This is a genomic window from Nonomuraea endophytica (genome assembly GCF_014203235.1).
Taxonomy (GTDB): domain Bacteria; phylum Actinomycetota; class Actinomycetes; order Streptosporangiales; family Streptosporangiaceae; genus Nonomuraea; species Nonomuraea endophytica.
In genome coordinates this window covers 149,210-175,424 of sequence record NZ_JACHIN010000012.1, presented here as the reverse complement: position 1 = coordinate 175,424, position 26,215 = coordinate 149,210, and the positions used below count along the sequence as shown (strand labels likewise).

Annotated in this window: 30 protein-coding genes; 15 read left to right on the top strand and 15 right to left on the bottom strand. The window is 70.2% G+C overall.

The genetic code is table 11. The annotated features are described in order from the left end of the window. Positions 1-49 precede the first annotated feature (49 nt). The gene (locus HNR40_RS37270; protein WP_221341308.1) at positions 50-2,824 is read right to left on the bottom strand and encodes an AfsR/SARP family transcriptional regulator; all 2,775 of its coding nucleotides are present in this window, start codon (positions 2,822-2,824) and stop codon (positions 50-52) included. A 98-nt stretch (positions 2,825-2,922) separates the two neighbouring features. On the opposite strand from HNR40_RS37270, the gene HNR40_RS37265 reads away from it, so the two are divergent. Together HNR40_RS37265 and HNR40_RS37260 are read left to right on the top strand one after the other, a co-directional pair. Further along, positions 2,923-3,363, top strand: coding sequence for a carboxymuconolactone decarboxylase family protein (locus HNR40_RS37265; protein ID WP_246509858.1), 441 nt, complete (start codon positions 2,923-2,925; stop codon positions 3,361-3,363). A 48-nt stretch (positions 3,364-3,411) separates the two neighbouring features. Next, positions 3,412-3,960 carry an NADPH-dependent F420 reductase gene (locus tag HNR40_RS37260; RefSeq protein ID WP_184969933.1) on the top strand — a complete coding sequence of 183 codons (549 nt, stop codon included), beginning with the start codon at positions 3,412-3,414 and terminating at the stop codon, positions 3,958-3,960. 1 nt (position 3,961) lies between these two features. On the opposite strand, the gene HNR40_RS37255 is transcribed toward HNR40_RS37260, so the two are convergent. Then, positions 3,962-5,050: an FAD-dependent oxidoreductase gene (locus tag HNR40_RS37255; RefSeq protein ID WP_184969932.1), complete on the bottom strand. Its 1,089-nt coding sequence runs from the start codon at positions 5,048-5,050 to the stop codon at positions 3,962-3,964. A gap of 26 nt (positions 5,051-5,076) precedes the next feature. Between HNR40_RS37255 and HNR40_RS37250 the strand changes: the two genes are divergently transcribed. Beyond that, entirely contained in the window at positions 5,077-5,625 is a 549-nt protein-coding gene (locus tag HNR40_RS37250) for a TetR-like C-terminal domain-containing protein (RefSeq protein WP_184969930.1), read from the top strand. Positions 5,626-5,630: 5 nt separating this feature from the next. Here the strand turns inward: HNR40_RS37250 and HNR40_RS37245 are convergent, their stop codons facing one another. Together HNR40_RS37245 and HNR40_RS37240 are read right to left on the bottom strand one after the other, a co-directional pair. Beyond that, a complete protein-coding gene (locus HNR40_RS37245; RefSeq protein WP_184969928.1) occupies positions 5,631-6,224 on the bottom strand; it encodes a hypothetical protein in 594 nt (197 codons plus the stop codon). Between the two features lie 52 nt (positions 6,225-6,276). Continuing rightward, on the bottom strand, positions 6,277-7,410 hold the full coding sequence (locus tag HNR40_RS37240) for a serine hydrolase domain-containing protein (RefSeq protein WP_184969926.1): 1,134 nt from the start codon (positions 7,408-7,410) through the stop codon (positions 6,277-6,279). A 94-nt stretch (positions 7,411-7,504) separates the two neighbouring features. Between HNR40_RS37240 and HNR40_RS37235 the strand changes: the two genes are divergently transcribed. Then, positions 7,505-7,969 carry a suppressor of fused domain protein gene (locus HNR40_RS37235; RefSeq protein WP_184969924.1) on the top strand — a complete coding sequence of 155 codons (465 nt, stop codon included), beginning with the start codon at positions 7,505-7,507 and terminating at the stop codon, positions 7,967-7,969. Here the strand turns inward: HNR40_RS37235 and HNR40_RS37230 are convergent. Together HNR40_RS37230 and HNR40_RS37225 are read right to left on the bottom strand one after the other, a co-directional pair. Next, positions 7,960-8,307 (bottom strand): VOC family protein, encoded by a 348-nt coding sequence (locus HNR40_RS37230; RefSeq protein ID WP_184969922.1) that lies wholly within the window; start codon positions 8,305-8,307, stop codon positions 7,960-7,962. The genes HNR40_RS37235 and HNR40_RS37230 overlap by 10 nt on opposite strands. Before the next feature lie 36 nt (positions 8,308-8,343). Further along, entirely contained in the window at positions 8,344-9,087 is a 744-nt protein-coding gene (locus HNR40_RS37225) for an SDR family oxidoreductase (RefSeq protein WP_184969920.1), read from the bottom strand. 49 nt (positions 9,088-9,136) lie between these two features. On the opposite strand from HNR40_RS37225, the gene HNR40_RS37220 reads away from it, so the two are divergent. The 3 genes from HNR40_RS37220 (at position 9,137) to HNR40_RS37210 (ending at position 10,608) form a co-directional block, all read left to right on the top strand. Then, positions 9,137-9,709 carry a TetR/AcrR family transcriptional regulator gene (locus HNR40_RS37220; protein ID WP_184969919.1) on the top strand — a complete coding sequence of 191 codons (573 nt, stop codon included), beginning with the start codon at positions 9,137-9,139 and terminating at the stop codon, positions 9,707-9,709. Positions 9,710-9,821: 112 nt separating this feature from the next. Beyond that, complete coding sequence (locus tag HNR40_RS37215; RefSeq protein WP_246509857.1) at positions 9,822-10,262, top strand: DUF5994 family protein; 441 nt, start codon at positions 9,822-9,824, stop codon at positions 10,260-10,262. 34 nt (positions 10,263-10,296) lie between these two features. Further along, entirely contained in the window at positions 10,297-10,608 is a 312-nt protein-coding gene (locus HNR40_RS37210; protein WP_184969915.1) for an STAS domain-containing protein, read from the top strand. A 12-nt stretch (positions 10,609-10,620) separates the two neighbouring features. On the opposite strand, the gene HNR40_RS37205 is transcribed toward HNR40_RS37210, so the two are convergent. From HNR40_RS37205 to HNR40_RS56720, 3 genes are all read right to left on the bottom strand, one after another. Then, complete coding sequence (locus tag HNR40_RS37205) at positions 10,621-10,854, bottom strand: DUF6289 family protein (RefSeq protein ID WP_184969913.1); 234 nt, start codon at positions 10,852-10,854, stop codon at positions 10,621-10,623. A 64-nt stretch (positions 10,855-10,918) separates the two neighbouring features. Next, the gene (locus HNR40_RS37200) at positions 10,919-11,416 is read right to left on the bottom strand and encodes an ATP-binding protein (protein ID WP_184969911.1); all 498 of its coding nucleotides are present in this window, start codon (positions 11,414-11,416) and stop codon (positions 10,919-10,921) included. Positions 11,417-11,599: 183 nt separating this feature from the next. Further along, positions 11,600-11,725, bottom strand: coding sequence for a hypothetical protein (locus HNR40_RS56720; RefSeq protein ID WP_281395690.1), 126 nt, complete (start codon positions 11,723-11,725; stop codon positions 11,600-11,602). On the opposite strand from HNR40_RS56720, the gene HNR40_RS53880 reads away from it, so the two are divergent. Continuing rightward, positions 11,724-11,984 (top strand): ANTAR domain-containing protein, encoded by a 261-nt coding sequence (locus tag HNR40_RS53880; protein ID WP_221341307.1) that lies wholly within the window; start codon positions 11,724-11,726, stop codon positions 11,982-11,984. The genes HNR40_RS56720 and HNR40_RS53880 overlap by 2 nt on opposite strands. Positions 11,985-12,001: 17 nt before the next feature. Here the strand turns inward: HNR40_RS53880 and HNR40_RS37190 are convergent, their stop codons facing one another. Continuing rightward, the gene (locus tag HNR40_RS37190) at positions 12,002-12,421 is read right to left on the bottom strand and encodes a VOC family protein (RefSeq protein ID WP_184969907.1); all 420 of its coding nucleotides are present in this window, start codon (positions 12,419-12,421) and stop codon (positions 12,002-12,004) included. A gap of 506 nt (positions 12,422-12,927) precedes the next feature. Here HNR40_RS37190 and HNR40_RS37185 point away from each other — a divergent pair. From HNR40_RS37185 to HNR40_RS37175, 3 genes are all read left to right on the top strand, one after another. Continuing rightward, a complete protein-coding gene (locus HNR40_RS37185; RefSeq protein ID WP_312896661.1) occupies positions 12,928-15,348 on the top strand; it encodes a M4 family metallopeptidase in 2,421 nt (806 codons plus the stop codon). 64 nt (positions 15,349-15,412) lie between these two features. Next, the gene (locus HNR40_RS37180) at positions 15,413-15,685 is read left to right on the top strand and encodes a hypothetical protein (protein ID WP_184969905.1); all 273 of its coding nucleotides are present in this window, start codon (positions 15,413-15,415) and stop codon (positions 15,683-15,685) included. Between the two features lie 117 nt (positions 15,686-15,802). Further along, positions 15,803-16,117 (top strand): hypothetical protein, encoded by a 315-nt coding sequence (locus HNR40_RS37175; RefSeq protein ID WP_184969903.1) that lies wholly within the window; start codon positions 15,803-15,805, stop codon positions 16,115-16,117. On the opposite strand, the gene HNR40_RS37170 is transcribed toward HNR40_RS37175, so the two are convergent. Continuing rightward, complete coding sequence (locus HNR40_RS37170; protein WP_184969901.1) at positions 16,114-16,830, bottom strand: TetR/AcrR family transcriptional regulator; 717 nt, start codon at positions 16,828-16,830, stop codon at positions 16,114-16,116. The genes HNR40_RS37175 and HNR40_RS37170 overlap by 4 nt on opposite strands. A 195-nt stretch (positions 16,831-17,025) precedes the next feature. On the opposite strand from HNR40_RS37170, the gene HNR40_RS37165 reads away from it, so the two are divergent. From HNR40_RS37165 to HNR40_RS37155, 3 genes are read left to right on the top strand one after another with little or no spacing between them, the layout of a single operon-like run. Beyond that, the gene (locus HNR40_RS37165) at positions 17,026-18,921 is read left to right on the top strand and encodes a penicillin acylase family protein (protein ID WP_184969899.1); all 1,896 of its coding nucleotides are present in this window, start codon (positions 17,026-17,028) and stop codon (positions 18,919-18,921) included. After that, complete coding sequence (locus HNR40_RS37160; RefSeq protein ID WP_184969897.1) at positions 18,918-20,099, top strand: MFS transporter; 1,182 nt, start codon at positions 18,918-18,920, stop codon at positions 20,097-20,099. Before HNR40_RS37165 ends, HNR40_RS37160 begins: the two co-directional genes overlap by 4 nt. Next, a complete protein-coding gene (locus HNR40_RS37155) occupies positions 20,092-20,943 on the top strand; it encodes an alpha/beta fold hydrolase (RefSeq protein ID WP_184969894.1) in 852 nt (283 codons plus the stop codon). Before HNR40_RS37160 ends, HNR40_RS37155 begins: the two co-directional genes overlap by 8 nt. 2 nt (positions 20,944-20,945) lie before the next feature. Here HNR40_RS37155 and HNR40_RS37150 read toward each other — a convergent pair whose 3' ends face one another. Both HNR40_RS37150 and HNR40_RS37145 read right to left on the bottom strand, forming a co-directional pair. Then, a complete protein-coding gene (locus tag HNR40_RS37150) occupies positions 20,946-23,231 on the bottom strand; it encodes an FdhF/YdeP family oxidoreductase (RefSeq protein ID WP_184969892.1) in 2,286 nt (761 codons plus the stop codon). Between the two features lie 94 nt (positions 23,232-23,325). Beyond that, positions 23,326-23,862 carry a TetR/AcrR family transcriptional regulator gene (locus tag HNR40_RS37145; RefSeq protein ID WP_184969890.1) on the bottom strand — a complete coding sequence of 179 codons (537 nt, stop codon included), beginning with the start codon at positions 23,860-23,862 and terminating at the stop codon, positions 23,326-23,328. Positions 23,863-23,938: 76 nt separating this feature from the next. Between HNR40_RS37145 and HNR40_RS37140 the strand changes: the two genes are divergently transcribed. Beyond that, positions 23,939-24,736 (top strand): NAD(P)H-binding protein, encoded by a 798-nt coding sequence (locus tag HNR40_RS37140; protein ID WP_184969888.1) that lies wholly within the window; start codon positions 23,939-23,941, stop codon positions 24,734-24,736. Here the strand turns inward: HNR40_RS37140 and HNR40_RS37135 are convergent. Both HNR40_RS37135 and HNR40_RS37130 read right to left on the bottom strand, forming a co-directional pair. Beyond that, complete coding sequence (locus tag HNR40_RS37135) at positions 24,733-25,344, bottom strand: hypothetical protein (RefSeq protein WP_184969886.1); 612 nt, start codon at positions 25,342-25,344, stop codon at positions 24,733-24,735. The genes HNR40_RS37140 and HNR40_RS37135 overlap by 4 nt on opposite strands. Positions 25,345-25,346: 2 nt before the next feature. Further along, the gene (locus HNR40_RS37130) at positions 25,347-25,916 is read right to left on the bottom strand and encodes an RNA polymerase sigma factor (RefSeq protein WP_184969884.1); all 570 of its coding nucleotides are present in this window, start codon (positions 25,914-25,916) and stop codon (positions 25,347-25,349) included. Positions 25,917-26,215: the final 299 nt, after the last annotated feature.

The window sequence follows — 26,215 nt, the reverse complement described above, 5'->3', positions numbered from 1 at the left end:
ATATCGACCGACCGGTCGGTCGGCAACTGTCAGACCTGCCCGAGGGCCCCTACCCCGCGCGTTCGAGCAGGGCGCGCACCTCTTCCGCCTCGGGCACGCCGAGCTCCCCGTACAGGTCGAGCGCCAGCCGGCCGTGCTCGCGGGCCTGGTCGGAGTGGCCCAGCGTGAGATGGGCGCGGGCCAGGCCGTCGTGCGCGCGGGCCTGCTCGGGCCGGTTGCGGGAGGCGTCGGCCAGCGCCAGCGCGGCCGCGTGCTCCTCGGCCGCCCGTGCGGGATCGTCGGCCGCCTCGGCCAGCCCGTTGAGCGCGACCGCCTCGTCGGTGATGTTGCCGAGCTTGCGGTAGAGCGCGGCGGCCTCCTCGTGCCGGGTGCGCGCCTGGCCGAGCTGGCCCTGGTGGCGGGCTACGACGCCGAGGTGGTTGAGCACCAGCGCCTCGCCGCCCGGGTTGCCGATCTTGCGGTGGAGCGCCAGCGCCACGTCGAGGTGCCTGCGGGCCTCCTCCGGGCGCCCGGCCCGGTCGAGGACGAGGGCGAGGTAGCCGAGGACGTGCGCCTCACCCCACGTGTCAGCGCCGATGCGGGTCAGGTCCAGCGCCCGCTTGAGGTACTGCTCCGCCTGCTCGTCCTGGCGCCTGCGCTGGGCGACGTTGCCCAGCGTGAGCAGGGCCCGCGCCTCCTCGTGCGGCTGCTCGCACGCCTCCAGCGCCTGGTTCGCGTGCTCCTCCGCCTGCTCGTACTGGCCGAGCCGCCAGTAGGTCCAGGACAGGTCGGTCAGCGCCTGCGCCTCGAAGCCGTGGCTGCCGAGCTTGCGGCTGCGCCGCAGGACCAGGTTGTGCAGGGTCAGGGCGTCGTCGTGGTGCGCCTGCCGGTCGAGGTACGGGCGCAGCGCCAGGCCCATGAAGCCGAGGCAGACCTCCGGGCCGTGCAACGCGGTCACGATGATGTTGGAACGCTCGGCGTCGAGCCAGGTGAGCGCCTCATCGGCGTCCCGGATCGGCGGGATCGGCGACTGCGGCTGCGGGATGCCCTCGCGCTGCACGATGCTGTCGGGGAAGAGCCGGTCCATCGCCGCCCGCGAGCGGTGCAGGTAGTAGACGAGCAGCTGCAGGATCGCGCCGTCGTCGCCGCCGAGCGAGCGGGCGTGCTCGCGGAGCAGGTCGTGGAAGGTGTACCTGCCGGGTTCGAGCTGCAGGAGCATGTGGGCGTCCAGCAGGCTTTCGAGCAGTTCCTCCGCGTCGTCCTCGGAGATGCCTGCCAGGGCGGCGGCGCCGTCCGGGTCGATGTCGCGGCCGGGGACCAGCCCGAGCAGGCGGAACATCCGCTGCTCGTCCTCGTCGAGCTGCTCGTAGGAGATGCTGAACGCGGCCGACACCCCGTCCAGCAGCCGTCGCTGGTCGCGCAGCTTGCCGGCCAGGTAGGCGACCGTCCAGCGCTGGCGGTGCTGCAGGCGGGCGGCCGAGATCCGGATGGCGAGCGGCAGGTAGCCGCACAGCTCCAGCACCTCGCGGACCGCCTCGGGCTCGTCCTTCGCGCGGTCGCCGACGATCCGGCCGAACAGCTCGACGGCGTCCTGCTCGCCCAGGACCTCGACGGACAGGGCGCGGGCGCCGTCCAGGCCGACCAGCCGCCGCCTGCTGGTGACCAGGACGAGGGTGTCGGAGCCGCCGGGCAGCAGGGGGCGTACCTGGTCGGCGTCGAGGGCGTTGTCCAGGACGACGAGCACCCGGCGGCCGGCCAGCTCGGCCCGCCACAGGGCGCTGCGCTCGACCAGGGTCGCCGGGATCAGGTCCACGGGCACGCCGAGCTGGCGCAGCAGGGCCTCCAGCGCGGCGGCGGAGTCGACCGGGGTGCTGCCCGCGGTGTGGGCCTGCAGGTCGAGGAAGAGCTGGCCGTCCGGGTAACGGCCGGTCAGCTGGTGCGCCACGTGCACGGCGAGGGTGGTCTTGCCGATCCCGGCCATGCCGTCGATCGTGACGAGGGCCGCCTCCTGCTCGTCCGCGAGCCGTTCCAGCTCAGCGGTACGTCCGGAGAAATCCGGAATGTCGTAGGGCAGGAAGGTCCGCCGCGACGGCCCGGCCGGCGCCGGCGGCTGGACGGGCTCGGCGACCTCGGCCAGGCGCAGTGAAGGATCGTCGTTCAGCACCGCTCGCTCCAGCTCGGCGAACGCGTGCCCGGGGTCCAGCCCCTGCTCGTCGGCGAGCGCCGTGCGGTACGCGCGGGCCGCGGCCAGGGCGTCGGCCTGCCGGCCCGAGCGGTGCAGCGCCAGGACCAGGTGCCCGCTCAGCTTCTCCCTGATCGGGTTGGCGGTGACCTGGGCGGCCAGGTCGTCGAGCAGTTCCGCGTGGCGGCCGGCGGCGAGCTCGGTCTCGGCCAGGCGTTCGTAGGCGGTCAGCCGCCGGTCGTTCCAGAGGTCGCGGGCTCCGGAGACGTAGTGCGCGTGCACGTCCTCGAGCGCTTCGCCGTTCCACAGCTTCAGCGCCCCGCGCAGGTCGCCGAGCGTCACCAGCTCGGTGAACTCCTGCGCGTCCACCTGCCCCTGGGCCGGGTTCACGACGTAGCCGCCGGCCCGCGTCTCCAGCAGGTCGCCGTCGCCAGCGCCGCGCAGCGCCTTGCGGATCGCCGTGATCGAGGCGTGGACCTGCGAGCGGGCGGTGTCGGGCTGGTCGTAGCCCCACATGGCCTCGATCAGCCGGTCGATGCTGATGACCCGTCCGGCGTTGAGCAGCAGATAGGCCAGGACCGCGCGGTGCCGCGGGGCGATGCCCGCCAGCGGACCCCCATCGACGATCACCTGGACCGGCCCAAGAAGCGTAAATCGCACCATTTGTCACCCCATCGTCGACGCATAGCGAATGTATCAACTCGGGCGGCCAATCTGTTCTCACAGCAACAACGACGAAAGAGGACAAAATGGAAGCCCGGATGAAGAACCCCGCGACGATCATCCCCGCCGCGATGAAGCCGATCATGGAGCTGATGAAGGCCGCGCAGTCGCAGGGCCTGCCCCACGAACTGCTGGAGATGATCCACCTGCGCGTCAGCCAGGTCAACGGGTGCAGCTTCTGCGTCGACGCCGGTCTCAAGAACCTGCGCAAGCTCGGCGAGAGCGACGAGCGCATCGGCCTGGTCGCCGCCTGGCGCGAGGCCCCCTACTACACCGACTCCGAGCGCGCCGCGCTGGAGCTGGCCGAGGCCGCGACCCGGCTGGCCGACCGCCCCGACTCGGTCTCCGACGAGGTCTGGAACAACGCCGCCGACCACTTCGACGAGCAGCAGCTCGCCTCGATCCTGCTCATGATCGCCACCACGAACCTCTTCAACCGCCTCAACGCCCCGATCCGCCAGGTCGCCGGCACCTGGTAGAGCCCGAGGATCCGCCACACCCCCCGCCAACCCCGTTGGGAGTTCTCCATGGATGTCGCAGTCATCGGCACGGGCCACGTCGGCCGGACACTGGGTGAGGCGCTCGCCGCGGCCGGACACGACGTCCGCTACGGCTCCCGCACCCCGGAAGGCTCGGTACGCGCCGCCCTGAACGGCGCCGAAGCGGTGATCATCGCCATCCCCGGCGAGGTCGTCGCCGGCTTCGCCCGAGACCACGCCGGCGAACTCGCGGGCAAGGTCGTCATCGACGCGGCCAACAAGTTCGACGGTGGCGCGATGCACAATGCCGCCGAGTTCGCCGCCCTGGCCCCCGAAGCCCGCTACACCCGGGCCTTCAATGCCCTCGGCTGGGAGAACTTCGCCGAACCCGTCTTCGACGGCGTCGTGGCCGACCTGTTCTACTCCGCCGCGGAGGCCGACCGCGAGATCGTCGAACGCGTCGTCCGCGACGTCGGCCTCAACCCCGTCCACCTCGGCCCCGACCGCCACGACGTGCTCGACCAGGTCTTCACGCTCTGGTTCGCGCTCGTCAACAGCCAGGGCCGGGGCAGGCGCCTGGCGCTCAAGGTCCTCTGAGTCACGCCATGGCCGAGAGGTAGCCGCTCGACTTGCGGATCCACCAGGTGTACAAGACGCTCATCGGCCCGCCGGGCATCTTCCTGCCCGGCCGGTTGGCGATCTCGTCACCGGCCAGCCTGGCGGGCAGGCGCAGCTGCTTGGCCCGGGTCCGCTCGTAGCCGCGCAGGTCGCCCAGCGAACGGGTCAGCAGCCAGGCGTCCTCGATCGCCTGGTTGGTGCCCTGGCCGAGGCTGGGGGGCATCGTGTGGGCGGAGTCGCCCAGGAGCGTGGTGGGCCCGCGTCCCCAGACCGCCGGCACCTTGTGCCGCCAGTGCGGGAACGCCTGCATCTCGGTCACCGACGACAGCACCTCGGGCACCAGGCCCTTCCAGTCGCCGAAGACCTCCTTGAGCCGGCCGATCGGGTCGACCTCGTCCAGCCAGAGCGGACGGCCCGGCCCGGTGCGCAGCTCGAACCAGTTCAGCACCCTGCCGGGGCCCGCCGGGGTCAGGCCCATCATCCCCTCCTCGCCGGTGATGACCAGGGAGCGCCCGGTGTCGACCAGCTCCAGGGGAACGTCGGCGAAGGTCTGCCAGGTGACCCATTCGGTGCGCCGGGCCGGATCCTCCTTTCCCAGCGCCCGCCGTACCGCGGAATTGCGGCCGTCGGCGCCGATCAGGATGTCTCCGCTGACGGTGCTCCCGTCGGCCAGCGTGACCTCGGCCCGGTCGGGGTCGACCCCCACGACCTCGCTTCCGTAGCGGACGGGCACCCCATCGACCAGGCGTTCGACCAGGTCTCTGCGGGAGATGTGCACGCTGGGGGCGCCGTATTTGCGTTCGGCGCGCAGCAGGTCGACCTTCATCAACGGTTCGCCTTCCGGCGACCACCCCTCCAGCTGGGTCAGCCGGCTGCCCAGGTCGGTCGGGTCCGCCCCGAGCTCGCGCAGGATGCGGATCGAGCCCGGCCACAAGGTGACGGAGCCGCCCTCCGTGCGCGGCTCCGGAGCCCGCTCAAGGATCTCCACGTCGTGTCCGGCAGTCGTGAGTGAGCGCGCCGCGACCAATCCACCGGGTCCCGCGCCTATGATGAGGATTCTGATACGCATAGTATCTGATACTAGGAGTCTCACTTATGGCGCGCAAGCCCGATCCGGAAGTGGATGTCCGCATCAAGCGGGCGGCGACCACCCTGATCTTCACGAAAGGCCTGGATTTCACCATGGACGAGGTGGCCGAGGCCGCCTCCGTGGGCAGGGCGAGCGTGTTCCGCCGCTACGCCACCAAACGGGACCTTCTGCTCGACGCGCTCGGCTCGGCCATGGACGCCAAAGTGGCGATGCCCGACACCGGGTCGTTCGCCGGTGACCTGCGCGTGGTCGTCACCGAGACGATGGAGGCCTGGAAGGCGATGGGCCCCGCCGCCAGGCAGATGTACGGCGAGGCCGGCCGCGACCCCGGTGTGGCCGAGATCCTGCGCGAGGCGATGCGGTCGAGGATGGCCCGCTCATGGGAGATCTACGACAACGCGCTCGCCCGCGGCGAGGTGCGCGAGGACGCCGACCTGTGGCTACTGAGCGACATGTTCGTCGGCGTGGTCGTCTACCGGGGCCTGCTGGAGAAGGAGCTGCCCACCGTGGAAGCCGTCGTCGAGGCCCTGCTGCACGGCTTCGCCCCCCACTGACCCGCTCAGCAGACTCCGGGCAGCGCGCAGACCTTGGCCGCCATCTTCCTGGCGGTCTTGGTCAGCCCGCCCGGGTTGTAGTAGCCGTCGGAGGTCGTGTAGATCATCAGCGCGCTGCCCCTGCGCGCGACGACGCCGGTGACCGTCTCGTTCACGATGCCGTCCTGCCAGGTCTGGTAGCCCATGCCGATCGACTCGTCGCCCGCCTTGGCCTTGCTCGTCCGCCACCGGATCTTGAGAGCCGGGGCGGCCGGGTCCCTCTTGCTCGCGCACCGCTTGACCTCGGCGCGCAGCTGGGTGAACGCGGCGTGGGCGGCCCCCGGGCTCTTGTACAGGACGAGTTGTTCTGCCGAGCCGCTCGGTGCGCTGCTCCAGAACGTGATCGTGCGGGCCGCCAGGCGGCCGCGGTCGACGGCCCGCCGGTGCACGCACGGGTTAAGCACCAGCGGCCTGGTGAGCTTGTCGCTGATCTTGTAGCCCTGTTCGGCCGCGTCATCCGGACTAAGGATCTTGCGTGCGTCGGGTTCGCTGAGCAGGAAGTTCTTCGGGATCTCGGTCGCGGTCGCCGGCGAGAGCGCCAGCACCAGGGATAGCGTCATGCTGATCATGTGGTGTTGGACTCCGCCGTCGATCTTTTGGTTCGCCGCACTCTCACCGCTTCGCGCACAGGGCGTTCTCGACCAGCCGGTCCATGGCCTTCATCGTGGTCAGGTCGGCCTGGACCTCCTCGGCCGAGCGGGTGATGGTGGCCGAGACCGCCACGGAGCGCTTGCCGTCCTCGGTCACGCCGTCCCAGTTGCGGTAGCCGAGGTTGGTGCCGCTGTGGCTCCAGTAGCCGCCGCCGCAGCCGAGCGGGCGCCACACCAGCCCGAGCCCATAACGCGCGCCGGGGTGGAACGCCTCCCAGCCCTTGGCCGGCACGGTCTTCTTCATCTCGCCCAGCTGCGCGGGGGCCAGCAGCTCACCACCCAGCAGTGCGCGGAAGTACCTGGCCAGGTCGCGCGGGCTGCTGGTCAGCGCGCCCGCCGCGTTGCCGTGGGTCTGGTTCTGGACGGTGACGTCGACCAGGTGGGCGCCGGGGGCGAAGCGGGTGTAGCCGTGCGCCTTCGGGCTCGGGAGGAAGGGGGACTCGCCTGGGGTGGAGGTGTCACGCAGGCCCAGGGGTTCGATGACGCGCTGCCGTACCTGCTGCTCCCAGGTCTGGCCGGTCACGGCGCGGATCACCAGGCCGGCGAGGGCGTAGTTGGTGGCGGAGTAGGCCCAGCCGGTGCCGGGCGGAAAGTGCGGCGCGTGGGCCGTGGCCATGGCGATGAGCCGCTCCGGGCGGAACGAGCGGAACCGCTCGGCCCGCCAGCCCTCCTCGGTCAGCTGTCCCCGCAGGAGGTCGGCGTTGTAGTCGTACAGGCCGCTGGTGTGCTGCAGGAGCTGCCGGACGGTGATCTTGGAGCCGTCGTTGCCGTTGCCCCGCACGAGGCCGGGCAGCCAGCGCTCCACGGTGTCGTCCAGCGTCAACCTGCCCTCGCCGGCCAGTTGCAGCACCACCGTGGCCACGAACGACTTCGTCACGCTGCCGACCCGGAACCGCGCGTCGAACGGCACCGGGCTCCCGGCGGCCAGGTCGCCGACGCCGGCCCGTGCGCGCTGCCGCGCGGACGGGGTGATCACCTCGCTGAGCACACCCACGGCGCCCGTGGCGTGCACCGCCTCGACGTCACGCCGCAGGTCGGACGTGGCGGGCGTGGGGGCCGCGAGCGTCGCGGCGGTGAGGATGGCCATGACCTTCATCGGGAAACTCCCTTGCGTACGTCTTACTCTCGATGCGAACACTGTACGCACGAGGGTTGTACGTTCGCAAGCCCTATCCCATAACGTGAGAGGAATGCACGGAAAGATCGAGGCAGCACTGGAAAAGGTTTACGGCGAAGCCCAGCCATGGGGAGACCTCGCCGGAGGCGCCATCCGCGGGTACGCGGCCGGCCTCCCGCTCCCCCACTGGCACCTGATCACCATCGGGACCGGCCAGGGCTACGAGCTCAGCCTCCGCGTGGCCCGCGGCCCGGCGGACGCCGCCCCGCCCGACTGGTGCGTCGCCCTCCTGCTCGACCTGCGCGAACAGCCCCTCGCCCCCGGCCGGCTGATGCGCATGCACCCGAGAGGGTCACTGACGGCGCTGGCCCTGACCGTGGACCCCGAGTTCGACGTCCTGGACACGCTCACGTTCCTGCAGGTCGCCGCGCTCACCGAGGCTGAGTACGAGCGGGCGCGCACGGGTCACGTCATCCCGACCCTGTGGCGGATCGGCCAGGACGTGCCCCTGCACATCATCGATCCCGCTCAGCGGTGACTCAGCACGTTGATCACCCGGCCGTTGGGGTCGCGCACGAAGAAGCGCCGCACGCCCCAGTCCTCGTCCCGCAGGTCGTGCACGATCTCGGCGCCACTGTCACGCACGGCCGCGTACGCCGCGTCGACGTCATCCACCTCGACGCTCACGTCCGGCGTGACCGGGGCGGTCTTGTCACTGGTCATGAAGCTGATCTGCGCCGCCGGGGTGGACGGCGAGGCGAACGTCACGATCCACCCGTGGTCCATGACCTCCTCGAACCCCAGCAGCTCATAGAACTCCCGGCTCTCCTCCACGGCGTTCGACTGGATGACGGGCATGACGCGGCGAACGGACATCGAAAACTCCAGATCAGTAGCGAAGCTCGGTCCGAATCAGCCTAGGCGCGGCCCCAGGTGCACGCCGCCGCTGGCGTCCACCACCTGGCCGGTCACCCATCGGGCCGCGTCGGAGGCGAGGAATCCCACCACGTCGGCCACGTCCTCGGCCCTGCCCACCCGGTCCAGCGCCGTGTGGCTGGCGAAGAAGGCCGACGCCTCCGGGGTGAAGAGGGCGGCGTTGGCGCTGGTCCGGGTGGCGCCCGGGGCGACGACGTTCACCGTGATGCCGCGGCTGCCGAGAGCCTGGGCCAGGGAGAGACTCATGGTCTCCAGCGCGCCCTTGGTCATGGCGAAGGAGGTCTGGGTGGGATAGGCCATGCGGGTGGCGACGGTGGAGATGCTGATGATCCGCCCGCCGTTCCGCATGAGGGGCAGAAGCCGCTGGATGAGGAAGTACGGGGCTTTGACGTTGACCGCGAACAACCGGTCGAACCGCTCAGGGGTGTCCGTCTCGATCGGTCCGGCGGGCGGCGCGGCGGCGTTGTTGACCAGGATGTCCAGCTCGCGCTCGGCCAGCGCGCCCGCCAGTTCGCCCACGCCGGCCATGGTGGCGAGGTCGGCCCGCACCGGAAACGCGCGCTCGCCGATCCGCTCGACGGTCTCGGCCACCTCGGCCTCACTGGTGCTGTAGTGCACGGCGACGCGGGCGCCGTCGGCGGCGAGCCGTTCGGCGATGGCCCGGCCGATGCCGCGTGAGGCTCCGGTCACCAGCGCGGTCTTGCCGATCAGTCGTGTCATCGGACCCTCCAGAAATGTTAGTCACTACCACTTTGGTACTGTCTACCACATGACGAGCCTGCGCGACCGCCGCCGTATCGAGACAAGACAGGCGATCCAGGCGCACGCCATCCGCCTCTTCCTCGACCGGGGCTACGACGCGACGACCGTGACCGAGGTGGCCGAGGCGGCGGGCGTCTCCGCGATGACCGTGTACCGGCACTTCGCCACCAAAGAGGACCTGGTGCTTTACGACGACTACGACCAGGTGACCGCCGCCACCGTGGCCGCCCGGCCGGAGACCGAGTCGCTCCACCAGCGGATCGGCCTGGCCCTCGTCGAGATGGCCGCCACGGCGATCGCGGCCGAGAAGGCCATGCTGCTGGCCCGGCTGAGCCTGATGATCTCCGTCCCGGCGCTGCGCGCCCACCACCTCGACAGCCAGTACGCCACCCAGTCCGCGATCGTCACCGCGCTCTGCGGCCCGTCGCCCGACCCCGCCGAGGAGTTCCGCGTACGCGCCACCGCCGGAGCCTGTTTGGGCGCCACCCACGTGGCGCTGGTGCGCTGGGCCGAGAGCGACGGCCACGCGGACCTGCCCGAACTGATGCGCCAGGCCCTGGGCTTCGCCTTTGCGACGTAAGGTAAGGTGCAGTTACCGAGGACATCTCGAGCGTTGACAGTCAGGTCGGCGTCGCCCCCGGCGATTCACCACCGGCCCGTTTGCGCGGGCCCGGACAGGTCAGGCGACGAACATGACGCCGACACTTCTAGCGCTTCACCCCGTCCTGCGGCTCACCCTCGACCCCGTGCCCAGCCGAAGAGCCGTCGTGGACGGAGCCTGGTGGCCCCAGTCCCGCGACGCGGCCACCGAGTTGCCCGGCCTCATCGCCGCCGTCGACCAACGGCTGGGGCGTACGACGCTGCTGGTCGGCCTGTACGAGAACGCGTGGACGCATATCCCGGACCGGATTCCGGCGCCCGGACGGCACGTCCGCGTCGGCCGCTACCGCGACGCGGACCCGCACGTGGTCGTGCTGTTCTTCGCCGCCGTCGAGCCGGTGGCCCTGCTGCTGATCCCGCCGAACACCGCCGCCGTACCCGCCGAGACCGCGCTGATGCGCACCGCCCGGCACACCGCCGACCTGACCGACGACGACCTCCTCGCCCTCACGTGCCTGCCGACCGCGGTGTGATCCCGCATCACCTTCTCCGAAAGGAGACCCATTCATGGCCGTCATGTCTGGCATCGCCGAATCGTCTACGCCGACCATCGTTCACCTGACCGGCGAGATCGACATCTTCACCAGCGCGGCGCTGCGCCGGCGACTGCTGACCACGCTGCAGTACAGCACGAGCCTGCTCGTCCTCGACCTGTCCCAGGTCTCGTTCTGCGACGCCTCCGGCCTGGCCGTCCTGGTCGGGATCCAGCACCGCGCCAGGCCACTGGGCATCACGGTGGTGCTGACCGCGCCCCGTCCGTTCATGTCCCGGCTGCTGCGCATCACCGGCCTGGACCGTGGTCTGCCGGTGATGACCTGATTCGGGTACGGCTCAGCAGGGCGTGAAGAAGACCCGCAGGGTGCCGTTCTGGGAGCCCCACTGGCCCGCGGGCTGGTTGCAGCCGAACCAGCGCTGCCCGATGACCTGCTCGCCGCTGTAGTAGGTGAAGACGATGAGGTTGTCGCCCCCCGGCGGAGGCGGAGGAATGGCGTGCGCCGGGGTCGAGCCGAGAGCGAGCACTCCGGCGGCCAATACCGCCGCTAAAACCCCTCGCCTGATCTTCATGAAGTCCCTCCCGGGCTTTCCACGCGGATGATCCGACATCAAGGTAACCCGGCGGGTGGCTTTTTCAGCGGGTCCATTCGGTGCGGAATTCGGATTCCGGCAAGGGCGAGTTCACCCGGACGGGCTTCATTCCGGTACCGTCTGATGGGAGCTCGACCGCCAGATGGACGACCGTGCCGTCCGCGCCGGTGGTGATGTCGACGCTGCTGACCAGGTGATGGATCAGCCACAGTCCGCGGCCGCCCAGCGCGTCGGGACTGATCCGGGAGACGTTCAGCCCGTCGAGGGGAATGCCGGGGCCGCGGTCGGAAATCGTGCAGTGCACGTGTCCGTCGCTGCGCCACAGCTGGATCTCGCCGTGATTTCCGGCGTGCTTCACCACGTTGGCGACGCTCTCGTGCACGGCCAGCACGAACTCGAGCAGCCGGGGCCCGCTGAGGCCGAGGGATTCGGCTTGCTCGGCCGTCGCGTGCCGGATCATGTGCAGGGAGGAGCCGGTGAAACGATCCGCCAGCAGGAATGGCTTACCGTGTTCGGAGCGCGGCGATTTCGCTGCGGTCATCACAGACCCTCACCGTTTCACCAAGTGATGAGACAGTCCCACCCGCCGGGGTCTGGGGCGGTACACATTTTCTCCGCCGTGGCGGCGGCCTTACAGTCGCTCGCAAGTGAATTATCCGGCCTGACTTACCAGCGGTCAAGGTCACGATTACCGGATGAATTCGCCCGGCGCCAGGGTTGTAATTCACTCACCGTACTCGATCTCCGCCGGGAGCGGCCGGGGCCGCTCGGCGCGGGCGGCGGGCATGGTGGGCGCGCGGCCGGGCATTCGGGTGGAGGACCCGCCCGCCCGGCGAGGAAGGACCGGCATGAGCACCCTGGACGACCGGCGGCTCCACGACACGTTCGTGGATGGCTACGACGTCATCGACCTGTTCGCCCCCGCCGATCAGCTCCAGTCGGCGCTCGACAGCCGCGTCCTGATCGAGCAGGCCAAGGGCTTCCTCTCGCACCGACTGAACATCTCGGTCGACGACGCGTTCGCCGCCCTGCGCAACTACGCCCGCACCACCAACACCAGGATCGCGGCCGTCGCCGCCGGAGTCATCGAAGACGGCCTCGTCCCCTGATCCCCGCACGGCCTGGGTCAGCTGTAGTCGCTGACGACGTCCACGACCCAGGTGACCCCGAACCGGTCCGTCAGCATCCCGTAGAGGGGCGCCCACTGCGCGGGGCCCAGCGGCTGCTGCACGTTCGCGCCTTCGGACAGCTTCTCCCAGTACGCGGTGACCTCCTCGGCCGTGTCACCGCGCAGCGAGACGAAGAACGCGTTCTCCCCCTGGTTCCAGGGCAGGCGCGACGGGACGTCGTAGGCCATGACGTGAAACCCGCTGTCGGCGGCCACCTGGCCCCACATCACCTGGTCGGCCTCGGCGGGGTTCTGCACGTTTCCCGCGTCCTTGTACGTGATCGCCACCACCTGGCCGCCGAAGACGGACTGGTAGAAGGTGAGCGCCGCCTGGGCGTCACCGCGGAAGTTCAGGTGGGTCACAGAGTTGACGGACATGTTCCGCTCCTTGCTTGTCGGTTTCTCTGTGACCACCTTCGCAAGGGAAGCGGCCAGGTTGTGGCCGCTTCTCAGACCGACCTGGAAGGGGCCGCGAAGGGGCCCCGGTGACGTTGCCGTCGGTCATTGTGGTCTTGCGGCGGTGAGCACCCGGGTGCGGGGCGCAATTCCCTTTGCCTTTACTTGTCAATACTCGGTGGAGCCAGAAACTGTCGCGAAGAAAGGCCGTAACGAATTACGGCCACGACGCCCTGAGCAAGAAGGGCCTGCTCAGGGAGGTTCGGGCGCTTTTGGACCGATACATCATCTGTTGTCGATGAATTTCCAAGTATTTCCGCACATATTGACGCCCTTTTAGATCTCACGTCAGATGCAGGAAGCTCCGTCTTCCTCCCTTCCTGATCGATCACCGCGGAGCTATGCCAGAGATCTCTGGGGAGATCTCGCACACCCCCCGGCGGCCGACGTACCCCCAGCCGCGGCCGCTCACCCAGAAGGAGCACCGCGTGAAACGCAAACTCGCGTTAGCGCTCGTCGCGAGCACCACCAGCCTGCTCGTGGCGATGTCGGCCTCGATCGCCTCGGGCCAGACCGCCCTGGCGGCAGAGACCGCCGCACCTCCGGACCCGGCCACCGCGGCCGTCCAGGCGGCCGACCGCCTCGTGGAGTCCGAGCCCGGCGTTCTGCGCGTCTCAGCCAAGGACGCCTTCGTGCGCCGGGGCGTGACCCCCGGCCAGAACGGACTGAACTACGTCTCCTACGAACGCACCCACGCCGGCCTGCCGGTCCGTGGCGGCGACTTCGTCGTCGTGACCAACTCCGATGGCGGCGTGCTGAGCACGTCCATCGCGCAGACCCAGGCGCTGAACGTCGCCACCAAACCGGCCATCAGCGCCGACAAGGCCGCCGACGTCGCGCGCGCTCTGGTCCCCGAGGTCGCCTCGGTCTCCGCGCCGCAGCTCAGCGTCTTCGCCGAGGGTGCGGGACGGCTGGCGTACGAGGTGCGGGTCGACGGCATGAACCAGGGGCGCGAGACGAAGCTGCACGTGTTCGTCGACGCCGTGAACGGCCAGGTCATCGAGAAGTCCGACCTGGTCATGGACGGCACCGGCAACAGCTACTACAACGGCAACCCGGTCACCATCGGCACCTCCGGCTCGGGCACCAGCTTCTCGATGGCCGACCCGGTCCGTACGGGCATCCGGTGCGGCGGCCAGGACGGCGCGACGTACACCGGGACCGACGACAACTGGGGCAACGGCTCCGGCACGAACCTGGAGACCGCCTGCGTGGACACGCTGTTCGCGGCGGGCAAGGAATGGGACATGCTCAGCCAGTGGCTGGGCCGTAACGGCATCAACGGCACCGGCGGCGGCTTCCCCGCGCGTGTCGGGCTCAACGCCGTCAACGCCTTCTGGAACGGCAGCTACACCAGCTTCGGCCGCTCCCAGGACAACCAGCGCCAGGTCACCCCGATCGACGTCGTCGCGCACGAGTACGGCCACGCCATCTTCCAGACCACTCCCGGCGGCTCGACCGGCAGCAACGAGAAGGGCGGCCTCAACGAGTCGACCGGCGACATCTTCGGCGCGCTGACCGAGTGGTTCGCCAACGAGCCGGCCAACCTCGACCCGCCCGACTACAGCGTCGGCGAAGAGGTCAACCTGGTGGGCAGCGGCCCGATCCGCTACATGCACCAGCCGTCGCTGATCTCCGGCAACCCCAACTGCTTCTCCTCCTCGGTGCCCGGCATGGAGGTCCACGCGGCCGCCGGTGTCCAGAACCACTGGTTCTACCTGCTGGCCGAGGGCACCAACCCGACCAACGGGCAGCCGCAGAGCCCGACCTGCAACTCCACCACGCTGACCGGGCTGGGCCCGCGCAAGGCCGGCCAGATCTTCATGGCGACGCTGCTGCGCAAGACCGCGACGTGGACCCACTCGCTGGCCCGCAAGGCCTCGCTGGAAGCCGCGATCCAGTCGTTCCCCGGCTCCTGCGCCGAGTTCGACGCCACCAAGGCCGCTTGGCTGGCCGTGAGCGTGCCGGCCGCCGCCGGTGAGCCGGCCTCGTGCCAGGGTGGCGGCCCCGCCTTCTCGATGGAGCTGAACCCGACGTCGGCGACCGTACAACCAGGTGCGACGGCCACCTCGACCGTGAGCACGACGACCACCACGCCGCCGGCGCAGACGGTCACCTTCTCGGCCTCCGGACTGCCCGCCGGCGTGACGGCGACGTTCAGCCCGTCGAGCGTGACCTCGGGCGCGTCCTCGACGATGACGATCAACGTGCCCGCGGGCACGCCAACCGCCACCTACAACGTCATCGTCACCGGTGACGGAACCTCGATGGACCGCACCGCCCCGTTCACCCTGAACGTGGGCACGATCGGCAACGTGGTCTTCAACGACACGTTCGAGACCTCGCTGGGCTGGACCACGAACGCCTCGGGCACCGACACCGCCACCACCGGCGCCTGGGAGCGGGGTGACCCGGAGGCCACGAGCTCCGGCGTCGGCCTGCAGCTCGGCACCACAGTCAGCGGCGTCAACGACCTGGTGACCGGCCGCCTGGCCGGTAGCAGTGCGGGCACGTACGACGTCGACGGCGGCGCCACCAGCGTCCGCTCGCCGGAGATCGCGCTGCCGACAGGGACGCTGACACTGACGCTGTCGTGGTACCTGGCGCATCTCAACAACGCAAGCAGCGCCGACTACTTCCGCGTCCGGGTCGTGTCCGGGACGACGAACACCGTCGTGTTGCAGCAGCTCGGCTCGGCCGCCAACCGGGCCGGCGCCTGGCAGGCCGCGACGATCAACCTGTCGTCCTTCGCGGGACAGACCGTCCGGCTGCTGGTCGAGACGGCTGACGCGGGTACGGCCAGCCTGATCGAGGCGGGCGTGGACGACGTGAAGATCACCCGTTCCTGACCGCCATACCGTAACGGTCCCGGCGCCTCCTTGGGGCGCCGGGACCTCGACAGGAAGGGACACCGTGAGAAGGAGCATCCTGGCCGTCGCCATGGCGGCCGCCCTGGCCTGCACGATCACCACCCCACCGGCCTCCGCGTCAGCGGCGATCTACACGTGCGCGAGCGGCAACCGCTTCCTGCTGTCCGACCTGCTGGGGTACTACATCATCGCCAGCGGATGCACCGGTCCGGCCGGCCCCGGCGGCGGCACGGTCTCGATCCCCTCCGGCACCTACCACTGCATCACGGTGAACTTCAACACCACCATCAACCTCCTGAACGGCCAGCGCTGCTGAGCCCGTGAGAAACGCGCATCCGGGCTTCACGGGAGCACGGATCGGGACCGAAAGCGAAACCAAAGCCACCCTCTGTAGCCTCTGACGCCCAAGATCACGCCGAAGAGGGAAGAACCCATGCTCAAGAAGCTCACCGTCACAGCCGCCCTGGTCCTGGGCATCGTCGCGGTCCCCGCCGCCGCGCACGCCGACCCCGCCCCGCCCTCCAAGTGCTACAGCGGCCAGATGACGGGCGGCTCCGGTGACGGCGGCTTCGCCAGGTGCAACGCGGGTTACGGCTGGGTCCGCGTCCGGATCGAGTGCTGGAACGACTACAGCAAGAAGGTCACGTACTACGGCACGTGGGTGAGCCCCAACAAGGACTCCTTCGCCTGGTGCAACAGCCGCTACCCCAACCTGGGGAAGATCGGCTACCAGAAGAAGAGCCTCTAATCCGGAAGGGCCGCGGCGATGTAGTCGAGGACGCGCTGGAGCCCGTGCCGGAACTGGTCGTCGCGGCTGAGGTGCGGGTGGCGCGCCTCCATCACGATCTTGGTGAAGATCGGATAGTCGCCGCTTTTCACCAGCTGGTCGATGTAGGGGTAGCTGCGCGTCATCCACTGCGCTTCGGTGAGCCCGCTGCGGCGGATCTCGTTGGCCGTGCTGATCTCTTCGCGGACGGCGCCCTCGATGTAGGTGTTCAGCATGCCCATGAGGGCCAGGTTCTCGTCGATGGGGACGACGGGGTCGAGCACGGCCATCAGCCGTTCGATCAGGAGGAGCTGGTTGGGGCCGAAGCTGGGCAGCGAGCGTTGCACGGTGGCGATCCAGGGGTGGCGCAGCCACATGGCCCGTAGCCCGTCGGCGTATTGGCTCAGGTCGGCGCGCCAGTCACCGGAGGGCATGCCGGTGGTGTCGATCTCGCCCTGGAGCCGGTCGGCCATGAGCTCGACCAGGTTGTCGCGGCTGGGGACGTAGCGGTAGAGGGACATCGCGCCGGCGCCGATCTCGGCGGCGATGCGCCGCATGGTGGCGGCTTCCAGGCCTTCGGTGTCGGCGACGTGGATCGCCGCTTCGGTGATCTGGGCGCGGCTGTAGGCCGGTTTCGGGCCGCGGGCCGGGCGTTCGGGCCGCATCCAGATGTTCACGTACTCGGCGTCGGTCACCGCTTCACCCTCCCCTACGCGTACATGGTACCCAGTAACTTACCGTCGCCCGCCGTAACCGCCGCGTACAGCCTGCACCGGGCGGGCACGATCGACGTCAGCCACGCACCGCTGAGCCCATCGGCCAACGGTTAGGGCAGGTTCTTGGCCGATCGGACAAGGTCCGGAAGAAGCTCTTCACGCACTGTTGAGCCCATGGACAATTCGTGGGGTTCGGTGCGCATCCACCGCGATCCGTACGGCACGCCGCTGCTCGACGCCACCAGCGAACCCGCCGCCTACTTCGGCCTCGGCTACGCCCAGGCGCAGGACGACCTGCGGGGCGTGCTGAACCAGTACAGGCTGGTACGCGGCGAACTCGGCGAGCCCGAGCGCGATGCCAACCAGCGCCGCTGGCAGGTGCTCGAAGAGGCCAGGCGCGGGTTCGACAGCCTCCCGGCCGAGCTGCGCGAGTGCTACGTGGCGTTCATGGCCGGGATCGCGGCGTGGATGGACGAGCACCCGGCCGACGTGCCCGCGTGGGCGCCGCCGCTGGAGCCCGCGCTGCCCATCGGCGTCAACCGCACCGTGATGCTGTACTGGGTCATCGTCGACGCCATCACGGCACTGCGCGCGGCCGGCGTCACCCCGGCGGCCCCGGCCTCCGAGCTGGACCGCGCCCTGGTCCCGCCCGGCTCCAACGCCTGGGTGCTCAGGCCGTGGCGGACAGCGGCCGGCGAGACGATCCTGGTCAGCGACCCGCACCTGCCCTTCGGCGGCGCCTTCGAGATGTACGAGGCCGTCGTCAAGGGCGGCGACCTGCACTACACCGGGTTCGGCTTCCTGGGCGCGATGCTGCCGCCGCTGGCCCACAACCGCGACGTCGCCTGGGGCCTGACGACCGGCGGGCCGCGCGTGTCCGACGCCTACCGCATCGAGGTGGACGGCGACGTCTACCGCTACGACGGCGAGACCAGGGAGGTCCTGGAGTACGAGGGCCATGCCTACGTGCTCCACAACGGCGTGATCGCCCCGGTCGTGGCCAGGGACGACGCCGCCGTCTACGTGGTGTGCACGCCGTACATGGGACGGGCGGGGCAGACCGAGCGGCAGTTCATGGCGATGCTGCGGGCCCGGGACACCGGCGCGCTGCGCGCGGCGCTGGACGCCTGCGACTTCCCGCCGCAGAACCTGCTGGCGGCCGACTCCGCGGGCGACTGCTTCTACCTGCGCACCGGCCGGGTGCCCGTGCGCGACTTCGAGACGCGGGGCGTGCATGACGGCAAGCCGGGCGTGCGGGACAGCGAGCGGGGCGTGCGGGACAGCAAGCAGGGCGTGCAGGACGGCAAGCGGGGCGTGCTGGACGGCAACACCTCGGCGACCGCCTGGAAGGGCATCCGCGCGGCGGCCGAGCTGGTGCAGCTGGCCAACCCCGTGTCCGGATATCTCCAGAACTGCAATACCGCGCCCGACACGGTGGCCCCCGACCCGGCGCTGTCTCCCGGGCACTGGCACCGCGACGCCTTCAACGACGAGGCGGGCCGCGACACCAGCCGAGGCCGGCGCAGCGTCGAACTGTTGAGCAGGGCCTACGCCACCGACGTCGAGGAGGTGACCGCGTGGGCGCTGGAGGACCGCTGGATGGACACCCCGCTGTGGCAGGCCAGGCTCGCCGACGCCGCGGCGGCCGACCCCGCCCGCGTCGCCGGATGGCCCGGCGGGCATCGCCTGCTGCTGCGCAGGCTGCTCGGCTTCGACGGGCACGCCGCTCCCGATTCGGTGGACGCGATGGTCTGGCTGGCCTGGCGCTCGGCGGCCGAGGATCCGCTGGACGCGCTGGAGAAGGTGGCGCCGGCCGTACCGGATGAGACCTATGGTGAGGCGCACCGGCTCGCGCCCGGGGTGCCCGGTCGCGGGGGTGCGCTGCTGGAGCTTGAGGTGCCGCTGCGCGCCACCTACTTCTCCGGCGGGCGGGCCTACGCGGGCGGTCCGTGTCTGCGGATCGTGGCTTTCGGCCCGTACGGCATGCGGTCGTGGAGCGTGTCGATGCCCGGCCAGGCCGAGCTGTACGGCCGAGGCGAGGTCAAGCCGATCATGTTCGACCCATCATGAGGCTCTATCCCGTCCTCGCCGTCGGCATGCTGGCGATCACCGACGCCTTCGTCAACCAGGCGCTCAGCGTGCTCGCGCCGGACATGACCAGCTCGCTCGGCGTCTCGGCCAGTGCGCTCGCCACGTTGCTGGCGATCCAGCTGCTGGCCGTGGGAGCCGCGCCGTTCCTGATGGCCGCGCTGGTCGGCGGCCGGCCGCGGCGCGCGGTGATCTCCATCGTCACCGGCTTCGTCTGGAGCCTGTCGACGATCGCGATGGCGTTCGCGGACAGCGTCTGGATGGTCGGCGTGCTGCTCGTGTTGAGCGGCCTGGCCAACGGGAGCCAGCTCGCGCTGCACTCGCCCCTCCTGGCCGACCTGTACGAACCCGCCGTCCGCGGCCGGGTGCTGGCCCTGTACGGCGCCGCCACCCCCGCGGGCGCGATCCTGAGCCCGCTCACCGTGTCGGCGCTGGCCGGATGGCTGGACCTGGACTGGCGGACCGTGTTCGTGGTGCTCGGCACCGTGTCGATGCTGGGCTGCCTGTTCGCGCTGCGGCTGCGCGACCCGGGCATCGGCCGCTTCGAGGTCCCGGAGGGTGGCGGCGGGCTGCTGCGGTCCAGGACGTTGCGGAGGGTCTTCGCGTGCTTCGTCGCGTTCGGGATGCTGCTGGTGCCAGCGGCGACGTTCCTGTCGGTGCACCTCAAGGAACGCTGGGGGCTGGAGACCGAGGCGCGCGGGATCTTCACCGCGATCTGTTCCGCCGCGACGATCGTGGTGCTGGTGACGCTCGGGCGGCGGCTCGACGGGCTCTTCACGTCGGACCCGCGCCGGGTCCCCTATGTGATCGCCGTGCTCCTGGTCTGCTGCGGCGGCGCGTTCGCGCTGGGGGTCAACGCGCCTAACGTGGTGCTGTGCCTGATCGCGTTCTTCGTCGGGTTGATGCTGACGCCGCTGATCCTGCCGCTGATCACGCTCATCATGGTCTCGGTGACCGCGCCCGCGCAGCGCACCTACACGGCCAGCTTCTTCGGCATCAGCCTCGCGGTGGGCGGGCTGGCCGGCGCCTGGCTGATCGGGTCCGGCGGCGCGCGGGGGATGGCGATCCCCGCGCTGGTGGCGGGCCTGATCATCGCGTCGGCGGCGCGGACGATCCAGCATGATCTTGTTCCGGTGAAGAAGGAGAACCTCAGTGTCTAGCGTCTTCGGCGACTCCAGGTACGCGACTCTGCCGGACGGGCGGCGGCTGCACTACGTGACCCAGGGCTCCGGCGGGCCGGTCGTGGTGTTCGAGTCGGGGCTCGGGGCGACCCGTACCGAGTGGGGGCTGGTGCTGCCCGACCTGGCCAAGCACACGACGGTGGTGGCCTACGACCGGGCCGGGCTCGGGCGCAGCGACCGCGATCCGGCCCGGCGCGACCTGGAGCGCATGGTGGCCGACCTGGGGCACCTGCTGGATCACCTGGGGGCGGGGCCGTACATTCTGGCCGGTCACAGCCTGGGCGGGCCGATCATCCGCGGTTACGCGGCCGCGCACCCCGAGCGGGTGGCCGCGCTCGTGCTGATCGACCAGGCGGCCGAGGACCTGGACATCTACTACGCGCGGCGCACCAGGGCCGCCGCGCTCGCCCTGCAGTCGGCGCTGATCGTCCTGTCCCGGCTCGGCGTCAAGACCATCACCTCGGAGGTACGCCGCATCCTGCGCCTGTTCCCGGCGGACATGCGGGCCGAGGCGGTGGCCGAGATGACCCGGACATCGGAGCTGCGGGCCACCCGGGCGGAGTTCGAGGCGCTCGCGGAGGGGCTGGCCCGGCTGCGCGACTCCACCCGACCGCTCCCGCCGGTGCCGGTGACGGCCATCAGCGGAGCGCTGACCTCGACCGCGATGGAGCGGCGCGTACGGCCGGACCTGATGGCCAGCCATCGCCGGCTCGTCGCGGCGCTGCCGCACGGCAGGCACGTCGTGGCCGGGAAGTCCGCGCACATGGTCCCGCAGGACGAGCCAGGGCTGGTGATCGAGGAGATCGTCCGCCTCCTGCCGTGACCTCAGGCGGCCGGGCTGATGGTGACCCGGAGGTGTTTCATCAACGGCTGGTCGCTCTGCGTGCTGTGGTCGGTGATGGAGCACAGGACGTTCATCTCGGGCATGTATCCGGCGGCGCAGCCTTTGGGCAGGTTGTGCTGGACAGCCAGGTAGCCGCGCAGGGAGCGGGTGGTGCCGTCCCTGGCGGTGCTGGTGATGTCGACGGGATCGAGCTGGCCGATGCCGCGTTCGCGCATGTCGTCGGCGTTCATGAAGACGAGCGTGCGCAGGTTCTTGATGCCGCGGTAGCGGTCGTTGTCGGAGTAGATCGTGGTGTTCCACTGGTCGTGGGAGCGCATGGTGCCCAGGATCAGCGTGCCGGGCGCGGGGACGACGTCGGGCAGCCGGGCGGTGGAGAACTCGGCCTGGCCCGAGGGCGTCAGGAAGATCAGCTCGCGGGCGGGCTGCTTGATGCGGAAGCCCATGGGCAGGCGGACCCGGCGGTTGAAGTCCTCGAATCCGTCCAGGACCTGGGCCATGGTGTCGCGGATGCGGTCGTAGTCCTCGACGTACCAGTCCCAGGGGGTGTCGCTCCGCGGGAGGGCGGCGCGGGCCAGGCCGGCGATGATGGCCGGTTCCGACAGCAGGCGGGGTGAGGCGGGGCGTTTCATCCCGGCCGACAGATGCACCATGCTCATCGAATCCTCGACCGAGGTCTGCTGCACGCCACTGCGCTGCACGTCCTTCTCGGTACGGCCCAGGCACGGCAGGATGAGCGCCCGGCGGCCGTGGACGAGGTGGCTGCGGTTCAGCTTGGTGCTCACGTGGACGGTCAGCTCGCACGAGCGCAGTCCGGCATGGGTGTAGGGGGTGTCGGGCGCGGCCATGGCGAAGTTCCCGCCCATGCCGACGAATACCTTCACCTCGCCGCGGTGCATCGCCTCGATGGTGGTCACCGTGTCCAGGCCGTCGGCGCGCGGCGGGTCGATGCCGCACACCTGCGCCAGCCGGTCCAGGAACTCCTTGGGCGGCCGGTGGTCGATGCCGCACGTCCGGTTGCCCTGGACGTTGCTGTGCCCGCGTACCGGCGACGGCCCCGCGCCCTCCCGGCCCAGGTTGCCGCGGAGCAGGAGCACGTTGACGATCTCCCGGATGGTGTCGACGCCGTGCTCGTGCTGGGTGACGCCCAGGCACCAGCTGATGATGCTGCGGTCGGCGCCGCGATACACGCGGGCGGCCCGCATGATGTCGTCGTGTCGGAGGCCGCTCTGCCGTTCGATCTCCTCCCAGGGGGTGGCTTCGCACAGGGCCTTGTACTCCGCGAACCCGGTCGTGTGCCGGTCGATGAACTCCTGGTCCACGGCCCGGGGATCGCTCTGCGCCCGCTCCAGCGTCGCCTTGGCGATGCCGCGCATCAGCGCCATGTCGCCGCCGATGCGCACCTGCAGGTTCAGGGTGCTGGTGCGGGTCGCCCGGAACAACGCCATCTGCGTGAACTCGTGCGGGATGATCGTCCTGGTGGCGCCCGCCTCGATCATCGGGTTGATGTGCACGATCTTGGCGCCGCGGCGGTAGGCCCCGGCGAGGCTGGTGAGCATCCTCGGGGCGTTGGACGCCGCGTTGACCCCCATGATGAAGAGCGCGTCGGCGCTGTCCCAGTCCTTGAGGTCGGCGGTGCCCTTGCCGGTGCCGAGCGAGGCGTGCAGGGCGCGGCCGCTGGCCTCGTGGCACATGTTGGAGCAGTCGGGCAGGTTGTTGGTGCCCAGTTCGCGGGCCATGAGCTGGTAGAGGAAGGTGGCCTCGTTGCCCAGCCGTCCCGAGGTGTAGTACGCGGCCTGGTTCGGGTCGTCCAGCTCGCGTACCGTCCGGCCGAACAGCTCGAACGCCTCCTCCCAGCTGATGGGGACGTAGCGGTCGGAGGCGGCGTCGTAGGACATCGGCTCGGTCAACCGGCCCTGGTCCTCCAGCGCGAAGTCGCTCCACCGCGACAGCTCGCTCACCGTGTGGGCGGCGAAGAACTCCCTGCCGACCCGCTTGCCGGTCATCTCCCAGGTGACGTGCTTGACGCCGTTCTCGCAGATGTCCAGGCTCAGGGCCTCGGTGTCCGGCCACGCGCAGCCCGGGCAGTCGAAGCCGCCGTTCTCGTGGTTCATGCGCAGCAGGGCGCGGGGGCCGTCGACGAACTCGCGCTCGTGCACCACGAACTCGGTCACGGCCTTGGCCGCTCCCCATCCGGCGGCCGGGTGGTGGTAGGGACGGGACTGCGGCGGCCCGTCCGGCACCGGCCCCACCCTGGGCTCTTCGCTCATTTCTCCAGTTAAGCCCAGCGCCCTGTTCATCCCCGAAAGTCTGGTTAACTCCATACTTCTTGGACCGCGTTTCCATGGCAGGAATTAGCGGAAACTATGCTTTTCGGGCCGCCTTTTCCAAGCTGCGTTTTTCCAAGCCGTCGAGCATGAGTGGCAGGAAACGGTCCGGGATGACGCCCGGGTGGCAGGCGAACACGCTGAGCAACTCCATCAGGTCGTCGACGCCCACGTCCGAGCGCATCGCCCCGGCCGCCTGCGCCTGCCGTACCAGCTCATCGAGACGCAGCACCAGCGCCTGCCTCGCCTGCGGTGCGGTGGTTCCCGCCAGCGCCGCGGCGATGGCGCCGCGGCCCTTGTCCACGGTGTGGACGACGAAGGCGCGCACGGCCGCCCACGCGCCGGGCTCGGCCGCCACGGCCCGGTCGAGGGAGTCGAGGAGCTCGTGGACGTACTGCTCCGCCAGCGCGTCGAGCAGCACGGAGCGGTCGGGGAAGCGGCGGTAGAGCGTGCCGACGCCGACCCCGGCCCGGCGGGCGATCAGCTCCATCGGCGCGTCGGCGCCGCGCTCGGCCACCGCGTCGCGGGCCGCCTCCAGGATCTTGTCCCGATTGCGGCGGGCATCGGCGCGCATTGAACTCCTCCGAACTGGACGACAGGCTTCCGCTTAGTATAGAACCGGAAGCCTACATTCCGCTTAGGAGGTTGCGATGATCGTGGTGACGGGCGCGACGGGCACGATCGGGCGCGCGCTGATCAAGGAGCTCGGCGGCGCCGCCCGAGCCGTGGTACGGCGCGCCGAACAGGGCCCGGAGCTGGGCTGCGACTACGTGGTCGGCGACCTGGAACGGCCGGAGACCATCCCGCTGGAACCCGGCGACCGGCTCTTCCTCAACAGCTCGCTCTGGCCGGGTTTCGTGCGGGCGCACCAGGCGGTCATCGACCGCGCGGCCGCCGTGGGAGTGGCGCAGGTGGTGACCGTCTCGGTGTACGGCGTGACGTCGGGCAGCCTGCTCGGGTTCGGCATGCACGGGCAGGTCGACAGCCATCTCAAGGCGTCAGGGGTGCCGTGGTCGATCCTCGCGCCCGTCGGCTACATGCAGAACCTCGCCGGTGACATCGACGAAGAGGGGCGGATCTTCGGCTCGTACGGCAGCGGCGGCGTCGGCTACATCGACGCCCATGACGTCGCGGCGGTCGCGGCCGTGCTGCTCACCCGCCCGGTCGGGGCCGACACCACCTACGACCTCACCGGGCCCGCGGCGCCCACGCACGACGAGGTCGCCGCCGAGCTGACCCGGGCGCTCGGCCGCACCGTTCGTTACGTGGACCTGCCGGTCGAGGAGGCCGCCGCCCACCTGGAGAAGCGCGGCATGCCCGCCGAGGTCGCCCGTGACCTGGCCGAACTCATGTCGCAGATCGGCGACGGACGCTGGGCGGACACGACCACGACCGTGTCCGACCTCCTGGGACGGCCGCCGAGGTCACTGCGGGAGTTCCTTGCCTAGGAGGCCGGGCGGGGAACGGGCGTGCAGGACTTCACGGTGCTGCCCGCCTTGGCCAGCCAGGTGCCGAGCCGCCAGGGAGCGGGACCGGCAGGCGTCTCCGAGTACTCCAGCACGACCGTCTCGCCTGGCCGGATGTGCTCAGGGGAGATCTTGAGCTCCCTCAGGGAGAGGATCCGGGTGGCCTGGAAGGAGCGCCACTCCTTCTCCTTGCCACGCGTGAGGACCTCGTTCCCGTTGTACGCCGCGTCCACGCTGTCGAACCGGGGCGTCTCGGCGCACCACGTGTCCGTGGGCAGGAACGTCACGTCGGCCGCGACGCCGGCCGCGCGCAGGTCGGCCTCCAGCGCGTCGGGGTCGCGCAGTTCGTTGACGGCCAGCGTGATCGTGCCGTCCGGGTTCGTGGTCACCGCGTAGGCCGGGGTGCCGGTCGCGACGATCAACGGCGTGGCCACGACCGCCGCCGCGGCCCCCGCCGCGACCAGCATCCTGGGGGCGGTGGCGAAACGGCGCCGGGGACGCATGCCGTTCATCAGCCGCCGCCTGGCTCCGGCGAGATCCTCCTCGGTACCGGGCCGGACCGTGGCCCACATGCTCTTCAGTTCGTTCACCGTCATTCTCCCGTTCTTGGTGGTAGGGCTTCGCGGATCTGGGCGCGGGCCCGGTTGAGCCGGGAACCGACGGTGCCCAGCGGGATGGCCAGCGCGTCGGCGATCTCCTGGTAGCTCAGCTCGGCCCAGGCGACCAGCAGCAGCACGTCGCGATCGACCTGTTTGAGCTTCAGCAGCGCCCGCGCCAGCGGCAGGTTGACGGCCAGCGTGTTGACACCGTCCTCCACCTGCGTGTTCGCGGTCTGCGCCGGGTGCACGCCGGTGCGGAGGTAGGCGCGGTAGAGGCTGGTCTCGGTACGCCGCCGCTTGCCGATCACGTTGGAGGCGATGCCGTACAGCCAGGGGCGGGCGTCGGGGCGGCCCCTGTCATATGCGCCCCGACGCTGGAAGGCGGCCAGGAAGGTGTCGGCGACGACGTCCTCCGCCTCACCTGGCCCCAGCCGCCTGGTCACATAGCGATGCAGTAACGGGGCGTACCTGTCGAACAGCACGGCGAAGACCTCGGGCTCGGTCAGCGATCTCTCGATGAGGACCGCGTCATCGACGTGGACGTCTTCGCGGGCGAGTGTCATGCATGTCGGCCTTTCCTGGTGTGTACGGTCACCTGTACTTACCGCCCCAGGCCGAAAAGCTTCATCCCCTAGCCGAACGGAACGCCGTCAATCCCAAATGCCGTCAATCCCAAGAGACGGACCCGCACAGGGTCACGAAGTGGCCCTAACGGCGGCCGACCCGCGCCGGTCTTCCCCAAAGCCCTTGATCTTTATCAAAACAGCGGGTCACGAAGTGGCCCTAACGGCGGCCGACCCGCGCCGGTCTTCCCCAAAGCCCTTGATCTTTATCAAAACAGCGGGTCACGAAGTGGCCCTAA